Raw genomic sequence first — 19,956 nt, 5'->3', positions numbered from 1 at the left:
TCTTGTTACATACCGCATCAGCTGACAAGGTTTAGTATACCTAGATATAGATATAAATTCAACCTCCATTTCACCTCATTATCCTAAGTCAATTTTTTATTACTTCATTTTACTCTGTAATACTATGTTTTTGGATACTATCCATATTTTTTTAATAAATTATACACTAAATATTCAAGCAATTCAATATATAAACCTTAATCCTTCTATATAGCCACTTTGTATGTAGCGTAATATTATTTTTTATTAAACATATAAATTAATTAGGAGGTGGTTATATTGAAAAAGGATACAATTCATTACAAGAATGATATGGCTATTTTTGAACTTTCTAAGTTAATTAAAAATTATATAGATAAAAATACCATTTTAATATGTGTAGGTACAGATAGATGTATAGGAGATTCTCTAGGTCCAATTGTAGGTACATTTTTAACATATAAACTTTTCCCCTTGCCTGTTTATGGTAGTATTTCTTCTCCTATCCATGCTTTGAACTTAATTGAAAAGGTTTCACATATCAAATTACTACACCCAACCTCTAATATATTAGCAATAGATGCATGTTTAGGTGATGAGTCTTCCATAGGTGAAATTCAATTTAGAAATCTTCCTTTACATCCAGGTAAAGGGGTAGGTAAAACTCTACCGCATGTTGGTGATACATCAATTATAGGGATAGTTGATTGCAACAATGGAGACAACATCTTTATTAACAACACCATACGTTTAAGCTTTATTGTAGATATGGCAACCGTAATAACAGAATCATTATTTAATTCCTTGCAATTAAATAAATTAAAAGTTTAACTAACCTAGGTATTATATTTTATATTATAATAGGGCTACCCTATAAAAAAAGAGTAGTCCTTTAAACGCAATAAAATATATGTAAATTAAATTCAAATCATATTTTAGTCAATTAGCTCAACCTTATTATCATCTAATGTAATATTTAGTTTGTCTATAAAGTCGAGCATCTTTCCTGTTCCAATGGCAACGCTTCCAACAGGATCCTCTGCAATATGTACAGGGACTTTTGAAACATGTTCTATTAGTTTGTCCAAACCATGTAGTAAAGATCCTCCACCTGTCATTACTATCCCTTTTTCTGCTATATCAGATGCTAATTCAGGTGGAGTTTTTTCTAATACAGCATGAGTCATTTCACAAATTACCATGACGGTATCAATTAAAGCTTCTCTCATTTCAAAAGATGTTACAGTTACACTTTTAGGTAACCCTGTTAATAGGTCTCTACCTTTTACATCTTCGCTAATTTCTTCTTCAACAAATACACTACCTACACTAACTTTAAGATTTTCTGCTGTCCTTTCTCCTATCATGAGATTATGCTTTTTCCTTACATATTTAATTATGGCTTCATCGAATTTATCCCCAGCAACCTTAATAGATTCACGTACAACTATTCCACCTAAAGATATTACCGCTATATCTGTAGTCCCACCTCCTATATCAATAACCATATTGCCACTAGGTAAAGTTATATCAAGTCCTGCGCCTATAGCTGCAGCTAGTGGTTCTTCTATAAGAAAAACCTTTTTTGCACCTGCATTCATTGCAGCCTCTTTCACTGCTCTTTTTTCTACTTCGGTGGATTCACAAGGTATGCAAATCACAACCTTCGGTGTTGAAATCTTTCTTTTCCCACAAGCTTCACTTATAAAATATTTCAACATTTTTTCTGTAGTATCATAATCCGATATAACTCCATCCCTCATAGGCCTTATAGCTACTATATTCCCTGGAGTTCTACCTATCATTTTTCTAGCTTCTTCTCCTACAGCAAGTACCTTATTTGTATTATTATCTATTGCTACAACTGAGGGTTCTTTTAATATTACCCCCTTACCTCTAACATAAACCAATACAGTTGCTGTTCCAAGATCTATGCCCATGTCCATATTTGTTTTCCAAAAGCACATTCTACTTCCACTCCCACTCTCCAATTTTATATTAATTCTGCTATTCCATATAAGAATATCCAGAATCTTCTTTTATATTATACTAAGAATGTGCCTATCCTTCAACATTTTTATATTTTAATTTAGTAGCTTTTCCTCCTCTTATATGACGCTCAGATTTATTTAAATCTAAAATTAGTTTTGCTTCCTTTGCAATTACGGGATTTATTTTAGGTAATCTCTCTGTCATATCTTTGTGTATTGTACTTTTACTAACACCAAACTCTTTTGCTGTTTTTCTTATAGTCGATTTTGAATCAATTATATATTTGGCTACTTCTAGCACTCTCTCTTCTATATAGTCCTTCAAAGTGCTGCCTCCTTAATATCTATATTTATAAATATGCGCTTATTTTTCTTTAAATTACTTTTCATATACTTTCTCCCTAAGAAAGTATATGATAAATTTATTTTGATTAATTTAATCTTATAATCCTTAAAATATTCTTATGTTTTTCTTAGCTTAGATGAAATTCATCTAAGCTAAGAATTTGTTATTTGTAGCTTACATACTTTTCAGGATCAACCTTAATGTTATCTTTTAAAACTTCAAAGTGTAGATGATCTCCATACTTTTCTTCACTATAGTTACCAGCTGTTTTACCAACCTTTCCTATTTCTTGACCTTTAGATATTTTTTGACCTTCCTTTATTTGAATATCATCTTCTAAATTCGAATATAAAGTTTTTAAGCCATTTTTATGGTCTATAACCATATATCTTCCAAATTCTGTATTGTCATTATCTACTTTTTCTACCACACCATCAGATACTGCTAAAACCTTTTGCCCAAGATCAGCTTTAATATCTACTCCTGATCTAGTTCTCCAAGTACCAAGGGTGTCACAAAATATAGTTTCTTCAGTGAATTGCCTTACTAAGGATCCTTCTACTGGCTTCTCAAATTTAGTATCCACACTTTTAGAAACTGCAGCTGAATCTTTTGATTCTACTGTAGATGATACCTTCTCATTTTTTTCCTCAACTTTTATGGTTTCTTCGGACTTTTTGTTATTATCCTTTACTTGGAGAGCATTGTTTATATCTATTTCTTTTGATTCATGTCCCTCAGATAGTCTTAGATCTTCTTCATGTTGCACGCTAGGTGGTCCATCCATATCAGATTTATTATCTTTTACAGTTACTACAGCTATGGTAGCTACTATACATAAACACACAAATAGTACTACATAAAAACCCTCCCTTTTAAAAAAATTAGTTGTCTTTTTACTTATTTTTTTGTCCATAATGAACACCTCCATATTACTAGTCTGTCCTTTAGAAAATAAAAAATACATAAATTTAGTATTTTTTCTTCTACATTTTTCTAAATATTTCTTCATATTTCTACAATTTACCCAATATATATCATGATTAATATATTTAACTCTCTTTGAATCATTTAATTCCATATAATGGCAACTAAATAAAGACACAGAAATATAAATTATCACTGTGTCTTTATTTCAAAAAAAATATTTTATTTTTAATTACTTGCTCTAATAAAAACTAACCACCTTTTAGAAATTAAAGGTTTCTTTATCAAAAAGGTTAGGGCGTAAATTTAATTTAACACTCTGTTAAATTAAAGATTGTAACTTACTACTTATTAATGTTTTCTATTTCAATTCCTTTATAATAATGGGATAGTATCTCCTTATAAGTTTTATTATCCTTCCCCATGACATTAGCCCCCCATTGACTCATACCTACACCATGTCCATATCCAACACATTGAATTTCTATTTTATCCTTTTCAAAATTTATATTGAAATTTGCCGAATTTAAATTAAATAATTTTCTAAATTCTACTCCAGTTAATGTGTGTTCTCCTAATCTTATATTTTTTACAGCACCCCCCTCCGTTCTTTCTAAGATTTTAACTTCTTTTAATAAATCTTCGCTATTTAAATAATCATCTTTATAAAATTCATTAACTTTAATTATAAATTCCTTATAAGTAAATATTTCTTTTGATCTATATTTTGGCGCTATCTCTTCTCCAGGACTTTCTACAGACTTTAAATATGATTGAGAAAAAGTAAAAACCTCATCTGAATTTTCTGTTTTACCTGAACTTACTGCAAAATACTGTGGATTAAGGACTAAACTTCCCTCACAAATTAATATTTCACCATTAGTTTTCTCCACTGCCTCCTTTATCTTATTCCAATACTCTTCACCTTTATCTTTACCCCACTTTTTTACTCTTTCATCCTTTCCAACGTATACTTGACAGTGTATGCCATCACAAATATGTCCACCTTTAGCTTCCTTACAATTAAAAAGTATCTTAGATACAGCAAAGGTCCTAGCCGCAACTGCTTGAGCTTTTAAAGCCTCTTCATTAAAATTTGCTGGCATCTCTGATGCTACTACAGCGATTATATATTCTTCTAAATTTATTTCACTTACTTTATTTGTTTCCTTATTATAAACCTTAATATTTTTAAAATCTTTACCATCTAATTGATTTTTATAATAATCAACATTTTCATTTCCTTGGTATCTCTTAATTTCTTTTATATTATTATCTTTAAATCCAATAATTATTAATGGTAACAATACTATAAATAACATGAATAACATAAAGCAAATAATAATTTTTTTCAAATCAAAATTTCTTATAGCTTTGTACATTTTATTCTCCTTATATGTATTTATATTTATATTTATATAAATCTCTTATTTTAAGATTAATAGCTCATATAAAATTATATTGTTATTATTATAAATATATAACTTAAAAATAGATATATAACTTTAAATTAGATTTAAAGTTATATATCTACAATTAAGTTGCCGCTAATTGTGGTAATCCATAATATTTCCATTAAACATTTAACCTCATGTCCTAATGTTCAACATATTAATACATGAAACAATCCACTACATATTACACTATATGTTTATTCTTTCAATGCATGCTCCTAAGGATTTTAATTTCTTTTCTATATCCACATATCCTCTATCAATATGATAGACATCAGAAATTTGTGTATTGCATTCTGCTGCAAGTCCACATAATATAAGTGCTGCTCCCGCCCTTAAATCTGTAGCTCTAACCTCTGCTCCAGTAAGTCCTCTTACTCCTTCTATTACAGCGCTCCTTCCATCTATCTTTATATTTGCTCCCATACGTTTGATTTCTGAGGCATGCATGAATCTATTTTCAAATACAGTCTCCGTTATTATACTTGTTCCATTTGAAAGTGATAATAGAGCCATCATTTGGGCTTGCATATCCGTTGGAAATCCTGGATATGGCATAGTTTTTATATCTACAGGTTTTATATCCACATCGCCATAGGTTGTTGCAATCCCATCTTTAATGTCAATATTAATTCCACATTCAGATAATTTAGCTAATATAGGCTTAATATGCTCTTCATTTACCCCATTAATTTTTATTTTGCTTTTAGTCATAGCTGCAGCAATCATGTATGTCCCAGCTTCAATCCTATCGTATATAGGCTTGTGTGTAACACCTTTTAGTTCACTTACACCTTTTATCTTTATTCTACCTGTTCCTGCGCCTTCTACTATTGCTCCCATGCCATTTAAATAATCTGCTAAATCTTTTATTTCTGGTTCTTCTGCAGCATTTTCTATAACTGTTTCTCCCTTAGCCAAAACTGCAGCCATCATTATATTTTCTGTAGCTCCAACAGACGGGAAATCTAAATAAATCTTATTTCCTATAAGTCTATCAGCCTTTCCTTCCACATAACCGTGACCTAAATATATTTGAGCTCCGAGAGAGCTTAATCCTTTTAAATGAAGATCTATAGGTCTACTTCCTATATTGCATCCTCCAGGTAAAGACAATTTCACTCGTCCAAATCTTGATAGCATAGGTCCCATTATTAAAAAGGATGCTCTCATCTTTCTAACTAAATCGGCTTTTGGCTGTTCTTTTGAATCTATATTCTTTGTGTTAATAGATATATTATTATTTTCTTTGTTAATTTCTATTGATGCACCTAAAGATTCTAGCACATCACAAATAACAAAAACATCTTCTAACATAGGTGCATTTTCAATGACAGAAATATCTCCACTTAGTATACTAGCAGCTATTATTGGCAACACCGAATTCTTAGCTGAACTTATATTAACCTCACCTTTTAGTTTATATCCACCCTTAACTATTATTTTTTCCATATTATCCTCCATCCCATACTTTTTAATATGAACTATAAATTATTGGCGTTCCAACAATTAGGTATACACCAGAGTCATAATTCATTACAGCAAAATTTATATCCTCATAACCTAAAAATCCACTTTTGCTATAAGGTGATCTTGCTAAAGCTGTACCTAGCACACCGGCTTCACTGTATACAATATCTATATCTTTACTATTTTCATTTTTTAATGTATTTTTTATATCTAATATATTTTTCTCTAGTTCACCTTCAGTTAACTTAGCCTTAGCATATTTATATACTCTTTTATTATCATCTAATTTCACTTCTTTTTTTAGTAATTCATCTATCTTCTCTTTTTCCTCTATTGATCTTATATTAAATTTTAATTCCACATAAGAATTTTTGCTTTTATTATTCATAAGACCACTTATTTTTATATCCTCTTCCATTTGAGTTAAAGTTGTTATATTCTTTCCATATTCAATATTAAAATTACTTTTAATCTCTTTAACAGATAATGCTTGTTCGCATATATCTATATAAAAATCCATAAAATCTTTTTCAGACATACCTTCAAACTCAATTCTAATACCATATTCCTCTATACTTAGATCTAATCCCTCTATAAATTTATTAATAAAGTCTTCCTTTATATAAAATTTATCGTTTAAAATGAATAATAAGTTTAAAATGCATATAAGCATTAAGCATGCAATTTTCTTCAACTAACTCCCCCCTTATCCTAATTCTTTCCACTTCTAAGTATAATATTCAAATTATTATTAACTATATATGTGCTTTTAAATTAATAGCATAAATTATATCTTTATACGTTTTATGCTATCATGTATATTATCAATATATAGATTTAAAGAAAAAATGTGAGAAGTATAAATTTAATAAAAAAAGGCTTATAGGCTAGAAATAAAATTCCTAGCCTATAAGCCTTTTTTATTAAATATCTTATTTATTATTAATCACTACCTCAATTCTTTTTGTTAGTTCTTATACTATAGACTACTATTACCAAAAGGTGTGATATATAGCCAAAAACATAAGCTAAAGTATAGTTTTCATAATAAAGTGAAATTGCTACAATAATAACACCTATTATTAAAGTTCTAATAACAAAACTTAGCACATTCAAAATTTTCCTTTTATTATTTTTATCCTTTGTAATAATAAAATGAGTTACCATAGTGTTAGCAATAAAATTAAGCATAGCAGTAATTAGCCCTAATACAAAAGCTAGTACATACCCATAACTTAAAAACCACAGAGATATTGCTGAAAATGCCAAAGACATAAAAAGGGTTAGATAGCTCAATTCTTTTATCATTTTTTTAAGATACGTGTCCAATAAAATACTCCTTTACATAATCTTATTTTACCTAAACTATATTAATGGTGATTTCTCATTTTCTTAAATACTTTTAATTATCTTTTTACAACTATAGCTGTACCCATACCTCCACCTATACAAAGGGTTGCAAGTCCAGTTTTTGCGTCTCTTTTTTCCATTTCATAAAGTAAAGAAACTAATATTCTAGCCCCAGATGCTCCTATTGGATGACCAAGAGCTATAGCTCCTCCATTAACATTTACTTTATCCATATCAAATTTAAGATCTCTAGCTACAGCTATACTTTGAGCTGCAAAGGCTTCATTAGCTTCTATCAAGTCTAAGTCCTCTACTTTAATAGAAGCTTTTTCTAAAGCTTTATTTGTAGCTGCAAATGGACCATATCCCATTATAGATGGATCCACACCTCTAGATCCATAAGATATTATTTTTGCTAATGGCTTTATTCCTAATTCTTCAGCTTTTTCAGCACTCATTATTACAAATGCTGCTGCTCCATCATTTATACCCGATGCATTACCAGCAGTAACCGTTCCATCTTTTTTAAAGGAAGGTTTTAGTTTTTTAAGAGATTCTGCGCTAGTTCCGAATCTTGGGAACTCATCAGTATCAAAAATAATCGGATCACCTTTCCTTTGAGGAATCACTACAGGAAGAATTTCTTCTTTAAATCTTCCTTCTTTTATAGCTCTTTCTGCTTTGTTTTGTGAAGCTGCAGCAAATTTATCTTGATCCTCTCTTGAAATATTCCACTTTTCTGCTATGTTTTCAGCAGTAACTCCCATATGATAGTTATTAAAAGCGTCCCAGAGTCCATCAGTTATCATAACGTCAACCATATTACCATTGCCCATTCTTTGTCCCCATCTAGCTGAATTTATCGCATAAGGTGCCCTTGACATATTTTCCATACCACCTGCTACAATAATATCTGCATCTCCAGCTATTATTATTTGGCTTGCAAGGCTTACAGCCCTAAGTCCTGATCCACAAACCTTATTAATTGTCATAGCTGGTACTTCAACAGGTAATCCTGCTTTTATAACTGATTGTCTTGCTGGATTTTGTCCAAGCCCTGCTTGAAGTACATTACCCATTATAACTTCATCAATCATTTCACCTTTAACACCTGCTCTACTAAGTGCCTCTTTTATTACCAAAGCACCAAGCTCTACAGCACCTACATCTTTTAATCCTCCACCGAAAGAACCTATAGCAGTTCTAACTGCACTAGCAATAACTACTTCTCTCATAACAATTACTCCTCCAATTCAAATATTTAGTCTTAAATAAATTTTAAACGTAAACTATTTATAACTTTCCTAAATAAAAGTTTTAGTAAGATTTATCAAAGAAATTACAAGGTGTTTTTATTTTTTAAATTCTTCTGTTTTTTCTTTATTAAATCCAAAATAATGAAGCATTGAGTTTACTATCCTATAAGATGCTTTTCCATCTCCATAAGGATTAATAGCTTTACTCATTTTAAAATAATAATCTTTATCTAAAAGAAGCTTTTTCACTTCTTTTAATATAACCTCTTTATCTGTACCTACAAGTTTTACCGTTCCAGCCTCAACAGCTTCTGGTCTTTCTGTAACATTCCTAAGGACTAGGACTGGTTTACCAAGATGTGGAGCCTCCTCTTGCAGGCCACCAGAATCACTCATAACCATATAACATTTATTCATAAGGTTATGTGTTTCTTTAGTATCTAGTGGTGATAATAAATGAACTCTATCTAGATTTAATAAATGTTTATCAACCACATCTTTTACTACTGGATTTAAATGAACTAAATAAACTATCTCAACATTCTCATAGGTTTCTACTATTTCTTTTAGAGCTTCACATATATTTTCTATACCACCTCCCCAGTTTTCTCTTCTGTGGGCTGTTACCATAATAACCTGTTTATTATAGTCGATATCATTTAATTCTTTTGTTTCAAAAACATAATCTTTATTCACAGTAAAATTCATAGCATCAATTACTGTATTTCCTGTAACATATATATTTTCTTCCTTTATGCCTTCCCTTAAAAGATTGTTTTTTGCTGTTATTGTAGGAGCAAAGTGCAAATCTGCTAAAGAAGCTGTCAATTTTCTATTCATCTCTTCTGGATATGGAAAGAATTTATCAAATGTCCTAAGACCTGCTTCTACATGACCTACTTTAATCTTTTTATAAAATGCAGCTAAAGCGCCTGCAAATGTTGTTGTAGTATCGCCATGAACAAGTATTATATCTGGCTTTACTTTATCAAACATCTCCTCTAATCCTTCCAAAACCTTACTAGTTATACCTGTAAGACTTTGTTTTGATTCCATTATATTAAGATCATAATGTGGTTTAATTTGAAATAAATCTAGTACTTGATCTAACATTTCTCTATGCTGTGCCGTTACACATACTATGGACTCTATTTCTTCTCTTTTTTCTAATTCCTTTACTAAAGGAGCCATTTTAATTGCCTCTGGTCTAGTTCCAAAGATGGTCATAACCTTTATCCTATCCATTATTATCCTCCTGCTGAGTCATCTATTTATTTTGAAAAACCCATGTCTCAAAGCCATAAAAACTGTAATTAAAACTATTATAGTTAAAAGGAAATAAGATCTAGGTGTACTTATATACATGGCTAATATAGCTATAACACCAAGCACAGCGCTAATTGAATACATAACTAAAACTACTTGTTTTTGCGTAAGTCCTAAATTTAAAAGCCTATGATGGAGATGTCCTTTATCTGCTTGCATTATAGGCTTTCCGTTTATCTTCCTCCTAACCATAGCAAACAAAGTATCATATATAGGTAACCCCAAAGCCAAAATAGGTACAACTATAGCAAAAGTTGCTGCAGATTTTATAGCTCCTTGAAGTGAAATTACAGATAATAAAAACCCCAAAAGTTGAGATCCCGTATCTCCCATAAATATAGATGCAGGATTAAAATTATAAGGTAAAAATCCTGCTATAGCCCCTATAAGTACAGAAGTTAAAAGAGCTGTAGATATTCTCCCACACATAATCGCTATAATCATTATAGTAATAGATGATATAAGAGCTACTCCAGCAGCCAGTCCATCTAATCCATCAATTAAATTCAATGCATTTGTTATTCCAATTATCCATAAAATTGTAAATGGGATAGAAAATCTTCCTATATTAAAAAAAGCTTCTTCTCCAGCAAATGGATTTGTTATATTTTTAATATAAACCCCATGGTAAATAACGCATAAAGAGGCAGCCAATTGAAATAACAGCTTTTGCCAAGGCTTTAATTCTATTATATCATCAAGTACTCCACCTATTATAATTATAGTAGCCCCTATAATTATTCCTTTTTCCCATGATTCTAAAGGTCCAGCTTTAACTACAATACCTATTATAAATGCTATATATATAGAAAGACCTCCTAAAAGCGGTATCGGCTTTTTGTGGATTTTTCTTTCATCTTTAGGTACATCCATAGCATTTATTTTAATTGCCAACTTTTTTATAAATGGTGTTGAGATTATTGATATTATCATGGCAATAAAAATTAATTTTATGTATTCAATCATATTTTTTCTTCCTAACTATACGTTTTAGTATCCAAAATTATTAGTAAGGGAATCATCTTCCTCCACCCATTCGCTTGTATATATTACTTTGTAAGTATCCTTTGTAATTCTTATAATTATTTTTTTAATTCCTGAATTTATTATGAGCCTTTTACACATGTCACAAGAATTTGCTGATTCTACTAATTCTTTATTCTTGCAATCCTTACCAACTAAATATAATGTAGAATCAATCATATCCCGTCTAGAAGCGCTTATAATAGCATTAGCCTCACTATGTATGCTTCTACAAAGTTCATAATGTGTTCCTCTTTTTACATTTAGTTGCTCTCTTTTGCAAACACCAATATCTATACAATTTCTTCTTCCCCTAGGAGCACCTGTATATCCTGTGGATATAATTTCATCATGTTTTACAATTATAGAACCATAATTTCTCCTAAGGCAAGTTCCCCTTTCTAGTACAGTTTCTGCTATATCTAAATAATAATTATGTTTATCTCTTCTCCCCATTAATATCTCCTTATAAATAAAATGTTAAAAACATTACTTAAATTATACATTAAATATTATTCAAAGTAAACCAGGCTTCATTGATGACTTATAGTAATATGACCTAATTAAATAATTAAAAAGAAAAGGTGTAAACAAATTTAGTTTACACCTTTTCTACTTAATTAGCTATTATTTAGTTCCAAATAATCTATCCCCAGCATCGCCAAGACCTGGTACTATATAGCCATTTTCATCTAATTTTTCATCTATAAGAGCTACATATATATCAACATCTGGATGAGCCTTTACCACTGCCTCTACTCCCTCGGGAGCCGCTATAAGGCACATTAGACGGATATTTTTAGCTCCCCTCTTTTTTAAGAGTGAAATGGCATCCATTGCGGATCCACCTGTAGCTAGCATTGGGTCTGTTACTATTACATCTCTTTCTTGAATGTCTTGAGGTAGTTTGCAAAAATATTCTACTGGCTGAAGTGTTTCTTCATCTCTATATAGTCCTATATGACCAACCTTAGCTGCTGGTATTATTCTAAGCATACCATCTACCATTCCAAGTCCAGCTCTTAATATAGGTACTATAGCCATCTTTTTGCCTGATAACATCTTGCACTTAGTAACACAGATAGGAGTTTCTATTTCTACTTCTTCCATCTGTACATCTCGTGTAACCTCGTAAGCCATTAACATAGCTACTTCTTCAACCAACTCCCTAAAATCTTTTGCCCCAGTATTCTTGTCTCTTATAAGAGCTAGTTTGTGTAAAATTAATGGATGTGTTATTTGTGTTACTTTTCCCATGTTTTTTCCTCCTAAAATCTATTAAGCATTATTTTATATATTAGGCATCATTTTAATATTTTTAAAATACCTTTATCTACATTAAAAAATATTTTTGATGCTTAATTTAACCTTTATCATTGGTTTAAATTACTTTAGATATTTATCTTCAATATCTGATATTTTATCTATTCTCTTTTGATGTCTTCCACCTTGGAACTCTGCACTTAAAAAAGTATCTACTATATCTAAAGCAAGACCTACCCCAACTACTCTTTCACCTAATGCTAATATATTAGCATTATTATGCTCTCTAGTTGCATGAGCACTAAATGTATCAGAACAAAGTGCTGCTCTTATTCCTACGACCTTATTTGCTGATATGCTAATGCCTATTCCTGTTCCACAAATTAATATTCCAAATTCAAAATTTTTCATAGCAACTTCTTCTGCTACCTTTAATCCAAAGTCAGGATAATCACACGAATCTTCATTATAAGTACCAAAGTCTACAACTTCTATTTGTTTTTCCTTTAAGTGTTTTATAATTTCTCCCTTTAACTTAAATCCACCATGATCGCTTCCAATAGCTATCTTCATAAATATTACCTCCTTAATTTAAAAATTACTTTTTTGAATATAACAAAAACTCTTTGCATTGCAAAAAAGAAGATGTGGTAACTATACCCTATCTCCTTTTAATTTTTCTAGTAAAAGCCTTATTGATTTTTCGAGATCAAAAAAAGTTTTTTCATAAAACGCCATTGTGCCACCGTAAGGATCTATAATATCTCCATTTACGCCCACATATTCATTTAAAGTAAATATCTTTTCTTTTTCTTTTGGAAATGCATTTATTAACATATCTTTCATATGCAAAGTCATAGTAAGCACAATATTTGAATTTTCAATATCTTCCTTACTAAATTGAACAGCTTTTCTATTGCTTAAATCTAAACCTAATTTAGATTTAATAATCTCAGCTGAATTTAAAGATGTAACACTATCTTTAACAATACTAAGTCCTACTGATTTTGAGCATAAGTTTTTATTATCATTAATATAGTTAAATATAGCTTCTGCCATACAGCTTCTACAAGTATTTCCTGTACACACAAAAAGAATATTCATAGTATCACACCTCCTTTAAAATAATATAGGTTCTATAAGTTAAAATGTTGAAACTTATACGTCTAATATATCAAACCCTGCTGATTTTTTTAATCTATTCATTATTGCACTGCCAATTCCAATCTCATCAAAACTTTCAGATAATATTAAATCTACATTTTTATCATCAATGGCTCTTAAACATTCAAAAAGGTTTTTTGCTACAACATCTAAATCTTTTCTACTTCCTAAGGATAAAACTATGCCTTTATTATAAAGGTTTTTAGTTTCTTCTGTAGCTATAATTCCCACAGTCTTTCCTTCATCTATACAATTTTGCACTATTTCATTAACTTTTGCAATAGTTTTTTTCAAATCTCCTCTTATTATCTTCAAAGGAGCCTTAGGTGCATAATGTCTATATTTCATCCCTGGAGCCTTAGGTTTTAATTCTTTACTAGGCATTTTCATTACTGCAGGGTCTATATAAATATCTTCTTTTACTTCTTTTAGCATTTCTAAAGTTATAGCACCTGGCCTTAGTATACAAGGAGGCTCTACTGTACAATCTAATATTGTGGACTCAAGTCCTATATTGCTTCCTTCTCCTCCTAATATATATTCAACTTTTTCATTTAAATCTTCTATGCATCTTTCTACTTCTGTTGGACTTGGTCTTCCCGAAATATTAGCAGAAGGAGCCGCTATTGGGACACCACTTTTTAATATAAGTTCCCTTGCAATTTTATTAGAAGGCATTCTTATACCTATAGTATTTAATCCAGCGCTAGTAGTTAAAGGTATAATGTCAGACTTATTTAATATAAAAGTTATGGGCCCTGGCCAAAATTTTTCCATAAGCTTAGTTGCTACCAGTGGTAAATCTTTTATGTATTTTTTTATATTAAAGTCTGCTACATGTATTATAAGTGGATTATCTTGAGGTCTTCCCTTTGCCTCAAATATTTTTGAAACTGCCTTACCATCTAATGCATTAGCTCCAAGTCCATACACTGTTTCGGTTGGGAACACTACAAGACCTCCAGCTTTTATTGTACTTGCAGCTTCTTCTATAGCATTCATATTCATTTTATCTTCATTCATTTTAACTACCTTAGTATTCATTAGAACTCTCCCTTTTATTAACCTTGCACTTTTAAAAAAATATCTAATATATTTTATTTCTTATATTGCAACTGCACATCAAAAATATTAAAGAATAATTCCTATGAAAAATCCCATGAAAATTCCAGCTAGTATGCTTAATATAGATACCTTACCATGGCCTAGTTTGTTAGACTCTGGAATCAATTCTAAAAAAACTACATACATCATAACTCCTGAAGCAAAAGCTAATGCTCTTCCTAAAAAGGTTTCTGAAATTCCCCCTAAATATATTCCAAATATAGCCCCTAATGCTGTGGGCATTGCTGTTATAAATGCATATATCAAAATTTTAGTATTTTTTTCTCCAGCTGCTACAAGTGGGGATACTACAGCTAACCCTTCAGGTATATCGTGCAAAGCTATTATAATACTCATCTTAATACCCAAATATTCTCCTGCTACAAATCCGCATCCCATTATTATCCCCTCAGGTATATTATGAATCATAAGTCCTATTGAAGTTATTACTGCCATTTTCATATAAGTATTGTTTTTTACAATTTTGCTTATAAATAATTCCAGAAATACAGTTACAAGTATACCAATAAGACAAAATATAAATACATATTTTATACTTATTTTCGTTAAAGCACTAGGAATTAAATCAAATACAATAACCGAAAACATAAGCCCTCCTGAAAAACCCATAATAGAACTTATAACGTTTTTAGTAGGATTCTTTATGAACATAGCAAGGGTAGCTCCTATAATTGTACCTATCATGGATACTAATGAGCATAAAAATATTATAATAATAGTTTTATTCAATTTAAAATCACCCCTTATTTATACAATCTTATTAGTAAAAATAAGGGATTATAACTTAATCTATAAATTCCTTTTGTCCTCTAGCTATCTTTATATTTTCAATAGTTTCATCTGTATAAACTGCTTTAACACTATTTTTATATATAATATCTAGTAAGTTATATTTATAAAATCCACCTTTTTTAATGATTAAAAAATAATAATCTTTTTCAGGATTTTCTTTTTTTTCATTCTCATATTTTTTGGCTAACATAGGATACCTTTTATAAAAGCTTTCATTGATAGGCTTTGCTCTTTTATTTTTAATCTTAGTATTGCTTATTATTATTATTTCTATGTCTTCTTTGCTCTTAGCCGTATGTACGATAGATATTTTATCACAAAATATTAGTGTGGTTTGACCTAATATACCTACCTTTAATTTCAACTTATTATTAGAACAGTTAAATTTAATTTTTTGAGAGTTGTATTTGCTTATAGTAGCAAAAGCAATCATAAACTCAATAAAAATCATGTAACTTAATAAAAACCAATTAATATTTCCATATAAAAATAATGCCAAAGGTAAAATTAAAGACATAGATATCATTAGTATCATAAATTTTTTTAAATTTCTGTTTTGATTTTTGATAGCTTTTTCAATATGCAATTAATCACCTCTAAGCATATGTCTTTGAAAATATTATAACCTTTCCGTATTTCCCATAGACTTCATTTTATTTGCTTGATCTTCTGTTATAAGAGAGTCTATCATTTCATCTATATCACCTTCTAAGAATGATTCAAGTCTATAAAGAGTTAATCCAATTCTGTGATCGGTAACCCTTCCTTGAGGATAGTTATAAGTCCTTATTCTTTCACTTCTATCTCCTGTTCCTACTTGGCTTTTTCTATCTTCTGCAATAGATGCTGATCTTTCTGACTCAGCAATTTCAAATAACCTAGATCTTAAAACTTTCATAGCCTTTTCTTTATTTTTAAGTTGAGACTTTTCATCTTGGCAAGAAACTACAATTCCTGATGGAATATGGGTTATTCTTATGGCAGAATCTGTAGTATTTACAGACTGCCCACCATTACCTGATGATCTGAATACATCTATCCTTAAATCATTTTGATTTATCTCAATATCTACATCATCTACCTCTGGTAATACTGCTACAGTAGCAGTAGATGTATGAATTCTTCCACTTGACTCCGTATCTGGGACCCTTTGCACTCTATGAACTCCGCTTTCATACTTAAGTCTACTATAAGCACCTTTTCCTTTTATCATAAAAACAACTTCTTTAAATCCACCTATATCTGTTTCATTAGAGTTTATCATTTCTATTTTCCAGTGCTTGTTTTCAGAATATCTTGTATACATTCTAAATAAATTAGCAGCAAATAAAGCTGCTTCATCTCCACCTGCACCACCTCTAATTTCTACAAATACATTTTTGTCATCATTAGGATCTTTAGGTAAAAGTAAAATTCTAAGATCTTCTGCTAATTTATCTTTTTTTACTGTAAGCTCTTTTAACTCTTCTTGAGCCATTTCTTTTAATTCTTTGTCGTTTTCTTCATTTAATATTTCTTTGTTAAATACTATCTCCTCATCTACTTGTTTATATTGTCTAAACTTCATAACTAAATCTTCAATATCTGAATGTTCTTTACATAATCTTTGCCATTCTTTTTGATTAGCTATTATTGATGGGTCACTAATCTTAACAGACAATTCTTCATATTTATTTTCAACAAAATTAAGCCTTTCTAACATGTTTATCACTCCGTATCATATTTTCATAGTTTATTATTATAACATATAATAGTAAATAATATTACTCTTTCTTAATATTATACTATTAAATACTGTTTTTTCCTATAACCACTCTATCAAATCCTGATAGATCCTTAATTATCTTTATATTCTTATATCCGAAAGAATCAAGAATTTCACTAACCTCCATACCTTGATCTTTACCAATTTCAAAAGCTATAAGGCCTGATGCACTTAGTATTTCTTTAGACTCTCTTGTAATTGTTTTGTAAAATACAAGTCCATCTTCCCCTCCATCTAAAGCTAGATGTGGTTCAAAGGCCTTTACATCATCCATTAGAGTATCTATATCCCCACTCTTTATATAAGGTGGATTGGATACTAAAACATCGTATTTATACCCTTTCTTAATTGGTATTTCTAAAAGGTCGCTTTTTATAAAACTTACCCTGCCATTAAGTCTAAACTTATTAATATTTTCTAAAACCACTTCATTTGAAATAGGGCTAATATCTATACAATGAACATTTATGCTATCTTTATGATATGCTAAAGAAATACCTATAGCACCACTTCCAGTACATAAGTCACATACATTTTCATAGTTTTCTTTTTCTATATATTCTAAAACTATTTCAACCAAGTTTTCTGTATCTGGCCTTGGTATTAATACACCTTCTTTAACATTTAAATCTATTCCCATAAATTCCGTATTACCTAATATATATTTAATAGGCATACTACCCTTTCTAAGTTTTATAAGTTCCATAAATTCCTTTTCCTTTAAAGGATTAACTTTTAAATTTCTATTAGTTATAACATACAGTTTATCTACCTCTAATATTTTAGCAAGTAAAAGTTGAGTATCTAGTATATAGCTAGGTATAGATGCATCTTTTAATATTTCATTTCCCATATTTAAAAGTTCGCCTATGGTTTTATCAGGTTCACTAATGCCTTCAGCAGCCTTTAGTGATGCTATAGCCACTTCCATTTGAGATTCATCAGGTTCTCTTGTTGTTAGCATTTGTAATTTAAGACCTGGATATGCTAATATCTTTGAAAGCTTGCTATTACTTTTTGAAAGCCACTTTATTATTTCAAAACTAAAACCAGACACTATTGGTAGTAATAATATTCTATATAGTACCCTTTCTCCTAAACTACTCCACCCAGTTATTGAAAGTAATATTATACTAACTATCATTACAAGAAATAAAAAGTTGGTACCACATCTTGGGTGAAGCCTTTTATATTTCATTACATTTTCTACAGTTAGCTCCTCTTTAGCTTCATAACAAAATATAGTCTTATGTTCTGCTCCATGGTACTGTAATAGCCTATATATGTCTTCCATCTTAGAAATTGCCACTATATACATAATGAATATGATAACCCTAAAAACACCTTCTATTACATTTAACCCTACATTATTGACACCTAGTTTTTTAAATAAATTTGCAATTATTGTAGGTATAAGTATGAATATGATTCCAGAAATAATAAAGGACATACCTAAAACAATACCCATTAATATCGTATCACTTTTATCTTTAAACAATTTATTTAGAAACTTTTCTATACTAGATTCACTCTTTTCCTCCTCTTCTTCTTCAAAAAAGCTAGAAGAGTAATTCAAGGTTTCTATACCTGTAACCAAAGATTCAATTAATGCTATAAATCCTCTTATAATAGGTACCCGTAATATCTTATTTTTTTCTCTTATAGATGAAGCCTTTTTAATTTCTACCTTTATTGTTCGGTCAGGGATTCTTATTGCAGTTGCAATGCCTTTATTTCCCCTCATCATTACACCTTCGATTATGGCTTGACCACCAACGGCATAATCCTTTTTCATATATAATATCAACTCTCTTTTTAAAATTCTTTTTATTTTTTTGAATACTTTAATTGTTTCTTAAACAATATATTATATTTTGTTCATCTCAAATTCAACCTATACTAAATTATATTTCGTTTAGTTCAAATTCAGCCTTATATTTAAAATAACATTTTGGACACAATGATTCGTACTCCACTTCATCTTCATTATCTATAGCTATCTGATTTCCCACAAAAACATATCTGCCATTAATCTTTCTCCCATTAAGTAGGGCCTTTTTCCCACAAGTACATATGGTTTTCATTTCTTCAATGCTATGAGCTAGAAGAAGCAATCTTTTACTACCCTCAAATCCTTCCATTTGAAAATCTGTACGAAGTCCATAGCAAATAACAGGTATATCCATAATTACAGACACTTTAAAAAGTTCATCTATATGATGTGATTTTAAAAATTGAACTTCATCTACTAATATACAATTAATACTCCCCTTATTTTTTATATAACCCTCTATATTTAAATAAGCATTTTCACTAGGGTCTAATAACATATCTACATTTCTTGCAACTCCAAGCCTTGAAGTTATTTTATTTCCGCCTTTAGTATCTGTCCTTGGTTTTATAATTATAACCTTCATACCTCTTTCTTCATAATTATAAGCTACCTGCATAAGACTAGTAGACTTACCCGAATTCATAGCTCCATATCTAAAGTATAATTTAGCCAATTAAAACTCGTCCCTTCTTGATAATTATAAGCAGCATCTCTAAAATAAATGATTCTAAAAATCTACTTTATGATTATAACATTTAATTATAATATAAAAAAGATATGTTATCACACTTTTTACTCTTTAAAATATAAGTATGTATCTTGACTATTAATAAAACTTCGTGATATAATCTAGTAGTTATAAGCGGTAATCCGCAATTTGAAAGAGGTGAA

At 29.9% G+C, this 19,956-nt stretch carries 21 protein-coding genes; 1 reads left to right on the top strand and 20 read right to left on the bottom strand.

Annotated elements, in window-relative coordinates; genetic code table 11:
- The first annotated feature begins 279 nt into the window (after positions 1-279).
- A complete protein-coding gene (yyaC, locus tag BD821_RS03735) occupies positions 280-810 on the top strand; it encodes a spore protease YyaC (RefSeq protein WP_104409376.1) in 531 nt (176 codons plus the stop codon).
- A 104-nt stretch (positions 811-914) separates the two neighbouring features.
- Here the strand turns inward: yyaC and mreB are convergent, their stop codons facing one another.
- The 20 genes from mreB to BD821_RS03635 all read right to left on the bottom strand — a co-directional run bounded on the left by mreB (position 915) and on the right by BD821_RS03635 (position 19,738).
- Positions 915-1,946, bottom strand: coding sequence for a rod shape-determining protein (gene mreB / locus BD821_RS03730; RefSeq protein WP_169993955.1), 1,032 nt, complete (start codon positions 1,944-1,946; stop codon positions 915-917).
- A 94-nt stretch (positions 1,947-2,040) separates the two neighbouring features.
- Positions 2,041-2,295, bottom strand: coding sequence for a sporulation transcriptional regulator SpoIIID (gene spoIIID, locus BD821_RS03725; protein ID WP_029452727.1), 255 nt, complete (start codon positions 2,293-2,295; stop codon positions 2,041-2,043).
- A 184-nt stretch (positions 2,296-2,479) separates the two neighbouring features.
- Complete coding sequence (locus BD821_RS03720) at positions 2,480-3,232, bottom strand: M23 family metallopeptidase (RefSeq protein WP_169993952.1); 753 nt, start codon at positions 3,230-3,232, stop codon at positions 2,480-2,482.
- 355 nt (positions 3,233-3,587) lie between these two features.
- The gene (gene spoIID, locus BD821_RS03715; protein WP_242971453.1) at positions 3,588-4,625 is read right to left on the bottom strand and encodes a stage II sporulation protein D; all 1,038 of its coding nucleotides are present in this window, start codon (positions 4,623-4,625) and stop codon (positions 3,588-3,590) included.
- A gap of 261 nt (positions 4,626-4,886) precedes the next feature.
- Positions 4,887-6,149, bottom strand: coding sequence for a UDP-N-acetylglucosamine 1-carboxyvinyltransferase (murA, locus tag BD821_RS03710; protein ID WP_104409374.1), 1,263 nt, complete (start codon positions 6,147-6,149; stop codon positions 4,887-4,889).
- A gap of 22 nt (positions 6,150-6,171) precedes the next feature.
- Positions 6,172-6,861, bottom strand: a complete 690-nt coding sequence (locus tag BD821_RS03705; RefSeq protein ID WP_104409373.1) for a hypothetical protein — start codon at positions 6,859-6,861, stop codon at positions 6,172-6,174.
- 260 nt (positions 6,862-7,121) lie between these two features.
- Positions 7,122-7,475, bottom strand: coding sequence for an ATP synthase subunit I (locus BD821_RS03700; protein ID WP_169993949.1), 354 nt, complete (start codon positions 7,473-7,475; stop codon positions 7,122-7,124).
- A gap of 98 nt (positions 7,476-7,573) precedes the next feature.
- Positions 7,574-8,752: an acetyl-CoA C-acetyltransferase gene (locus BD821_RS03695; protein ID WP_104409371.1), complete on the bottom strand. Its 1,179-nt coding sequence runs from the start codon at positions 8,750-8,752 to the stop codon at positions 7,574-7,576.
- A gap of 117 nt (positions 8,753-8,869) precedes the next feature.
- Positions 8,870-10,018, bottom strand: a complete 1,149-nt coding sequence (wecB, locus tag BD821_RS03690; RefSeq protein ID WP_104409370.1) for a non-hydrolyzing UDP-N-acetylglucosamine 2-epimerase — start codon at positions 10,016-10,018, stop codon at positions 8,870-8,872.
- Between the two features lie 18 nt (positions 10,019-10,036).
- Positions 10,037-11,065, bottom strand: a complete 1,029-nt coding sequence (locus BD821_RS03685) for an MraY family glycosyltransferase (protein WP_104409369.1) — start codon at positions 11,063-11,065, stop codon at positions 10,037-10,039.
- A gap of 24 nt (positions 11,066-11,089) precedes the next feature.
- Positions 11,090-11,578 carry a deaminase gene (locus BD821_RS03680; protein WP_029452718.1) on the bottom strand — a complete coding sequence of 163 codons (489 nt, stop codon included), beginning with the start codon at positions 11,576-11,578 and terminating at the stop codon, positions 11,090-11,092.
- A 171-nt stretch (positions 11,579-11,749) separates the two neighbouring features.
- Positions 11,750-12,379: a uracil phosphoribosyltransferase gene (upp, locus tag BD821_RS03675; RefSeq protein ID WP_104409368.1), complete on the bottom strand. Its 630-nt coding sequence runs from the start codon at positions 12,377-12,379 to the stop codon at positions 11,750-11,752.
- Between the two features lie 129 nt (positions 12,380-12,508).
- Complete coding sequence (rpiB, locus tag BD821_RS03670; protein ID WP_029452716.1) at positions 12,509-12,958, bottom strand: ribose 5-phosphate isomerase B; 450 nt, start codon at positions 12,956-12,958, stop codon at positions 12,509-12,511.
- Positions 12,959-13,039: 81 nt separating this feature from the next.
- The gene (locus tag BD821_RS03665; RefSeq protein ID WP_104409367.1) at positions 13,040-13,489 is read right to left on the bottom strand and encodes a low molecular weight protein arginine phosphatase; all 450 of its coding nucleotides are present in this window, start codon (positions 13,487-13,489) and stop codon (positions 13,040-13,042) included.
- Between the two features lie 54 nt (positions 13,490-13,543).
- A complete protein-coding gene (locus BD821_RS03660; RefSeq protein ID WP_104409366.1) occupies positions 13,544-14,593 on the bottom strand; it encodes an L-threonylcarbamoyladenylate synthase in 1,050 nt (349 codons plus the stop codon).
- 87 nt (positions 14,594-14,680) lie between these two features.
- Positions 14,681-15,403, bottom strand: a complete 723-nt coding sequence (locus BD821_RS03655; protein ID WP_029452713.1) for a ZIP family metal transporter — start codon at positions 15,401-15,403, stop codon at positions 14,681-14,683.
- Positions 15,404-15,458: 55 nt separating this feature from the next.
- Complete coding sequence (locus tag BD821_RS03650) at positions 15,459-16,052, bottom strand: hypothetical protein (protein ID WP_104409365.1); 594 nt, start codon at positions 16,050-16,052, stop codon at positions 15,459-15,461.
- 33 nt (positions 16,053-16,085) lie between these two features.
- A complete protein-coding gene (gene prfA, locus BD821_RS03645; protein ID WP_104409364.1) occupies positions 16,086-17,168 on the bottom strand; it encodes a peptide chain release factor 1 in 1,083 nt (360 codons plus the stop codon).
- Positions 17,169-17,253: 85 nt separating this feature from the next.
- The gene (prmC, locus tag BD821_RS03640) at positions 17,254-19,026 is read right to left on the bottom strand and encodes a peptide chain release factor N(5)-glutamine methyltransferase (protein WP_104409363.1); all 1,773 of its coding nucleotides are present in this window, start codon (positions 19,024-19,026) and stop codon (positions 17,254-17,256) included.
- 109 nt (positions 19,027-19,135) lie between these two features.
- Complete coding sequence (locus BD821_RS03635) at positions 19,136-19,738, bottom strand: thymidine kinase (protein WP_029452709.1); 603 nt, start codon at positions 19,736-19,738, stop codon at positions 19,136-19,138.
- Positions 19,739-19,956: the final 218 nt, after the last annotated feature.

The sequence above is a fragment of the Clostridium algidicarnis DSM 15099 genome (assembly GCF_002934235.1).
GTDB lineage: Bacteria > Bacillota > Clostridia > Clostridiales > Clostridiaceae > Clostridium_L > Clostridium_L algidicarnis.
The sequence above is the reverse complement of the archived record's forward strand: the minus strand, read 5'-3'. Positions and strand labels throughout refer to the sequence as shown.

Excerpts from the sequence above, each read along its gene's own strand:
- mreB (WP_169993955.1), bottom strand. The coding sequence starts at position 1,946 with ATGTGCTTTTGGAAAACAAATATGGACATGGGCATAGATCTTGGAACA.
- BD821_RS03720 (WP_169993952.1), bottom strand. The coding sequence starts at position 3,232 with ATGGACAAAAAAATAAGTAAAAAGACAACTAATTTTTTTAAAAGGGAG.
- spoIID (WP_242971453.1), bottom strand. The coding sequence starts at position 4,625 with ATGTACAAAGCTATAAGAAATTTTGATTTGAAAAAAATTATTATTTGC.
- murA (WP_104409374.1), bottom strand. The coding sequence starts at position 6,149 with ATGGAAAAAATAATAGTTAAGGGTGGATATAAACTAAAAGGTGAGGTT.
- BD821_RS03700 (WP_169993949.1), bottom strand. The coding sequence starts at position 7,475 with ATGATAAAAGAATTGAGCTATCTAACCCTTTTTATGTCTTTGGCATTT.
- BD821_RS03695 (WP_104409371.1), bottom strand. The coding sequence starts at position 8,752 with ATGAGAGAAGTAGTTATTGCTAGTGCAGTTAGAACTGCTATAGGTTCT.
- wecB (WP_104409370.1), bottom strand. The coding sequence starts at position 10,018 with ATGGATAGGATAAAGGTTATGACCATCTTTGGAACTAGACCAGAGGCA.
- BD821_RS03685 (WP_104409369.1), bottom strand. The coding sequence starts at position 11,065 with ATGATTGAATACATAAAATTAATTTTTATTGCCATGATAATATCAATA.
- BD821_RS03680 (WP_029452718.1), bottom strand. The coding sequence starts at position 11,578 with ATGGGGAGAAGAGATAAACATAATTATTATTTAGATATAGCAGAAACT.
- upp (WP_104409368.1), bottom strand. The coding sequence starts at position 12,379 with ATGGGAAAAGTAACACAAATAACACATCCATTAATTTTACACAAACTA.
- rpiB (WP_029452716.1), bottom strand. The coding sequence starts at position 12,958 with ATGAAGATAGCTATTGGAAGCGATCATGGTGGATTTAAGTTAAAGGGA.
- BD821_RS03665 (WP_104409367.1), bottom strand. The coding sequence starts at position 13,489 with ATGAATATTCTTTTTGTGTGTACAGGAAATACTTGTAGAAGCTGTATG.
- BD821_RS03660 (WP_104409366.1), bottom strand. The coding sequence starts at position 14,593 with ATGAATACTAAGGTAGTTAAAATGAATGAAGATAAAATGAATATGAAT.
- prfA (WP_104409364.1), bottom strand. The coding sequence starts at position 17,168 with ATGTTAGAAAGGCTTAATTTTGTTGAAAATAAATATGAAGAATTGTCT.
- prmC (WP_104409363.1), bottom strand. The coding sequence starts at position 19,026 with ATGAAAAAGGATTATGCCGTTGGTGGTCAAGCCATAATCGAAGGTGTA.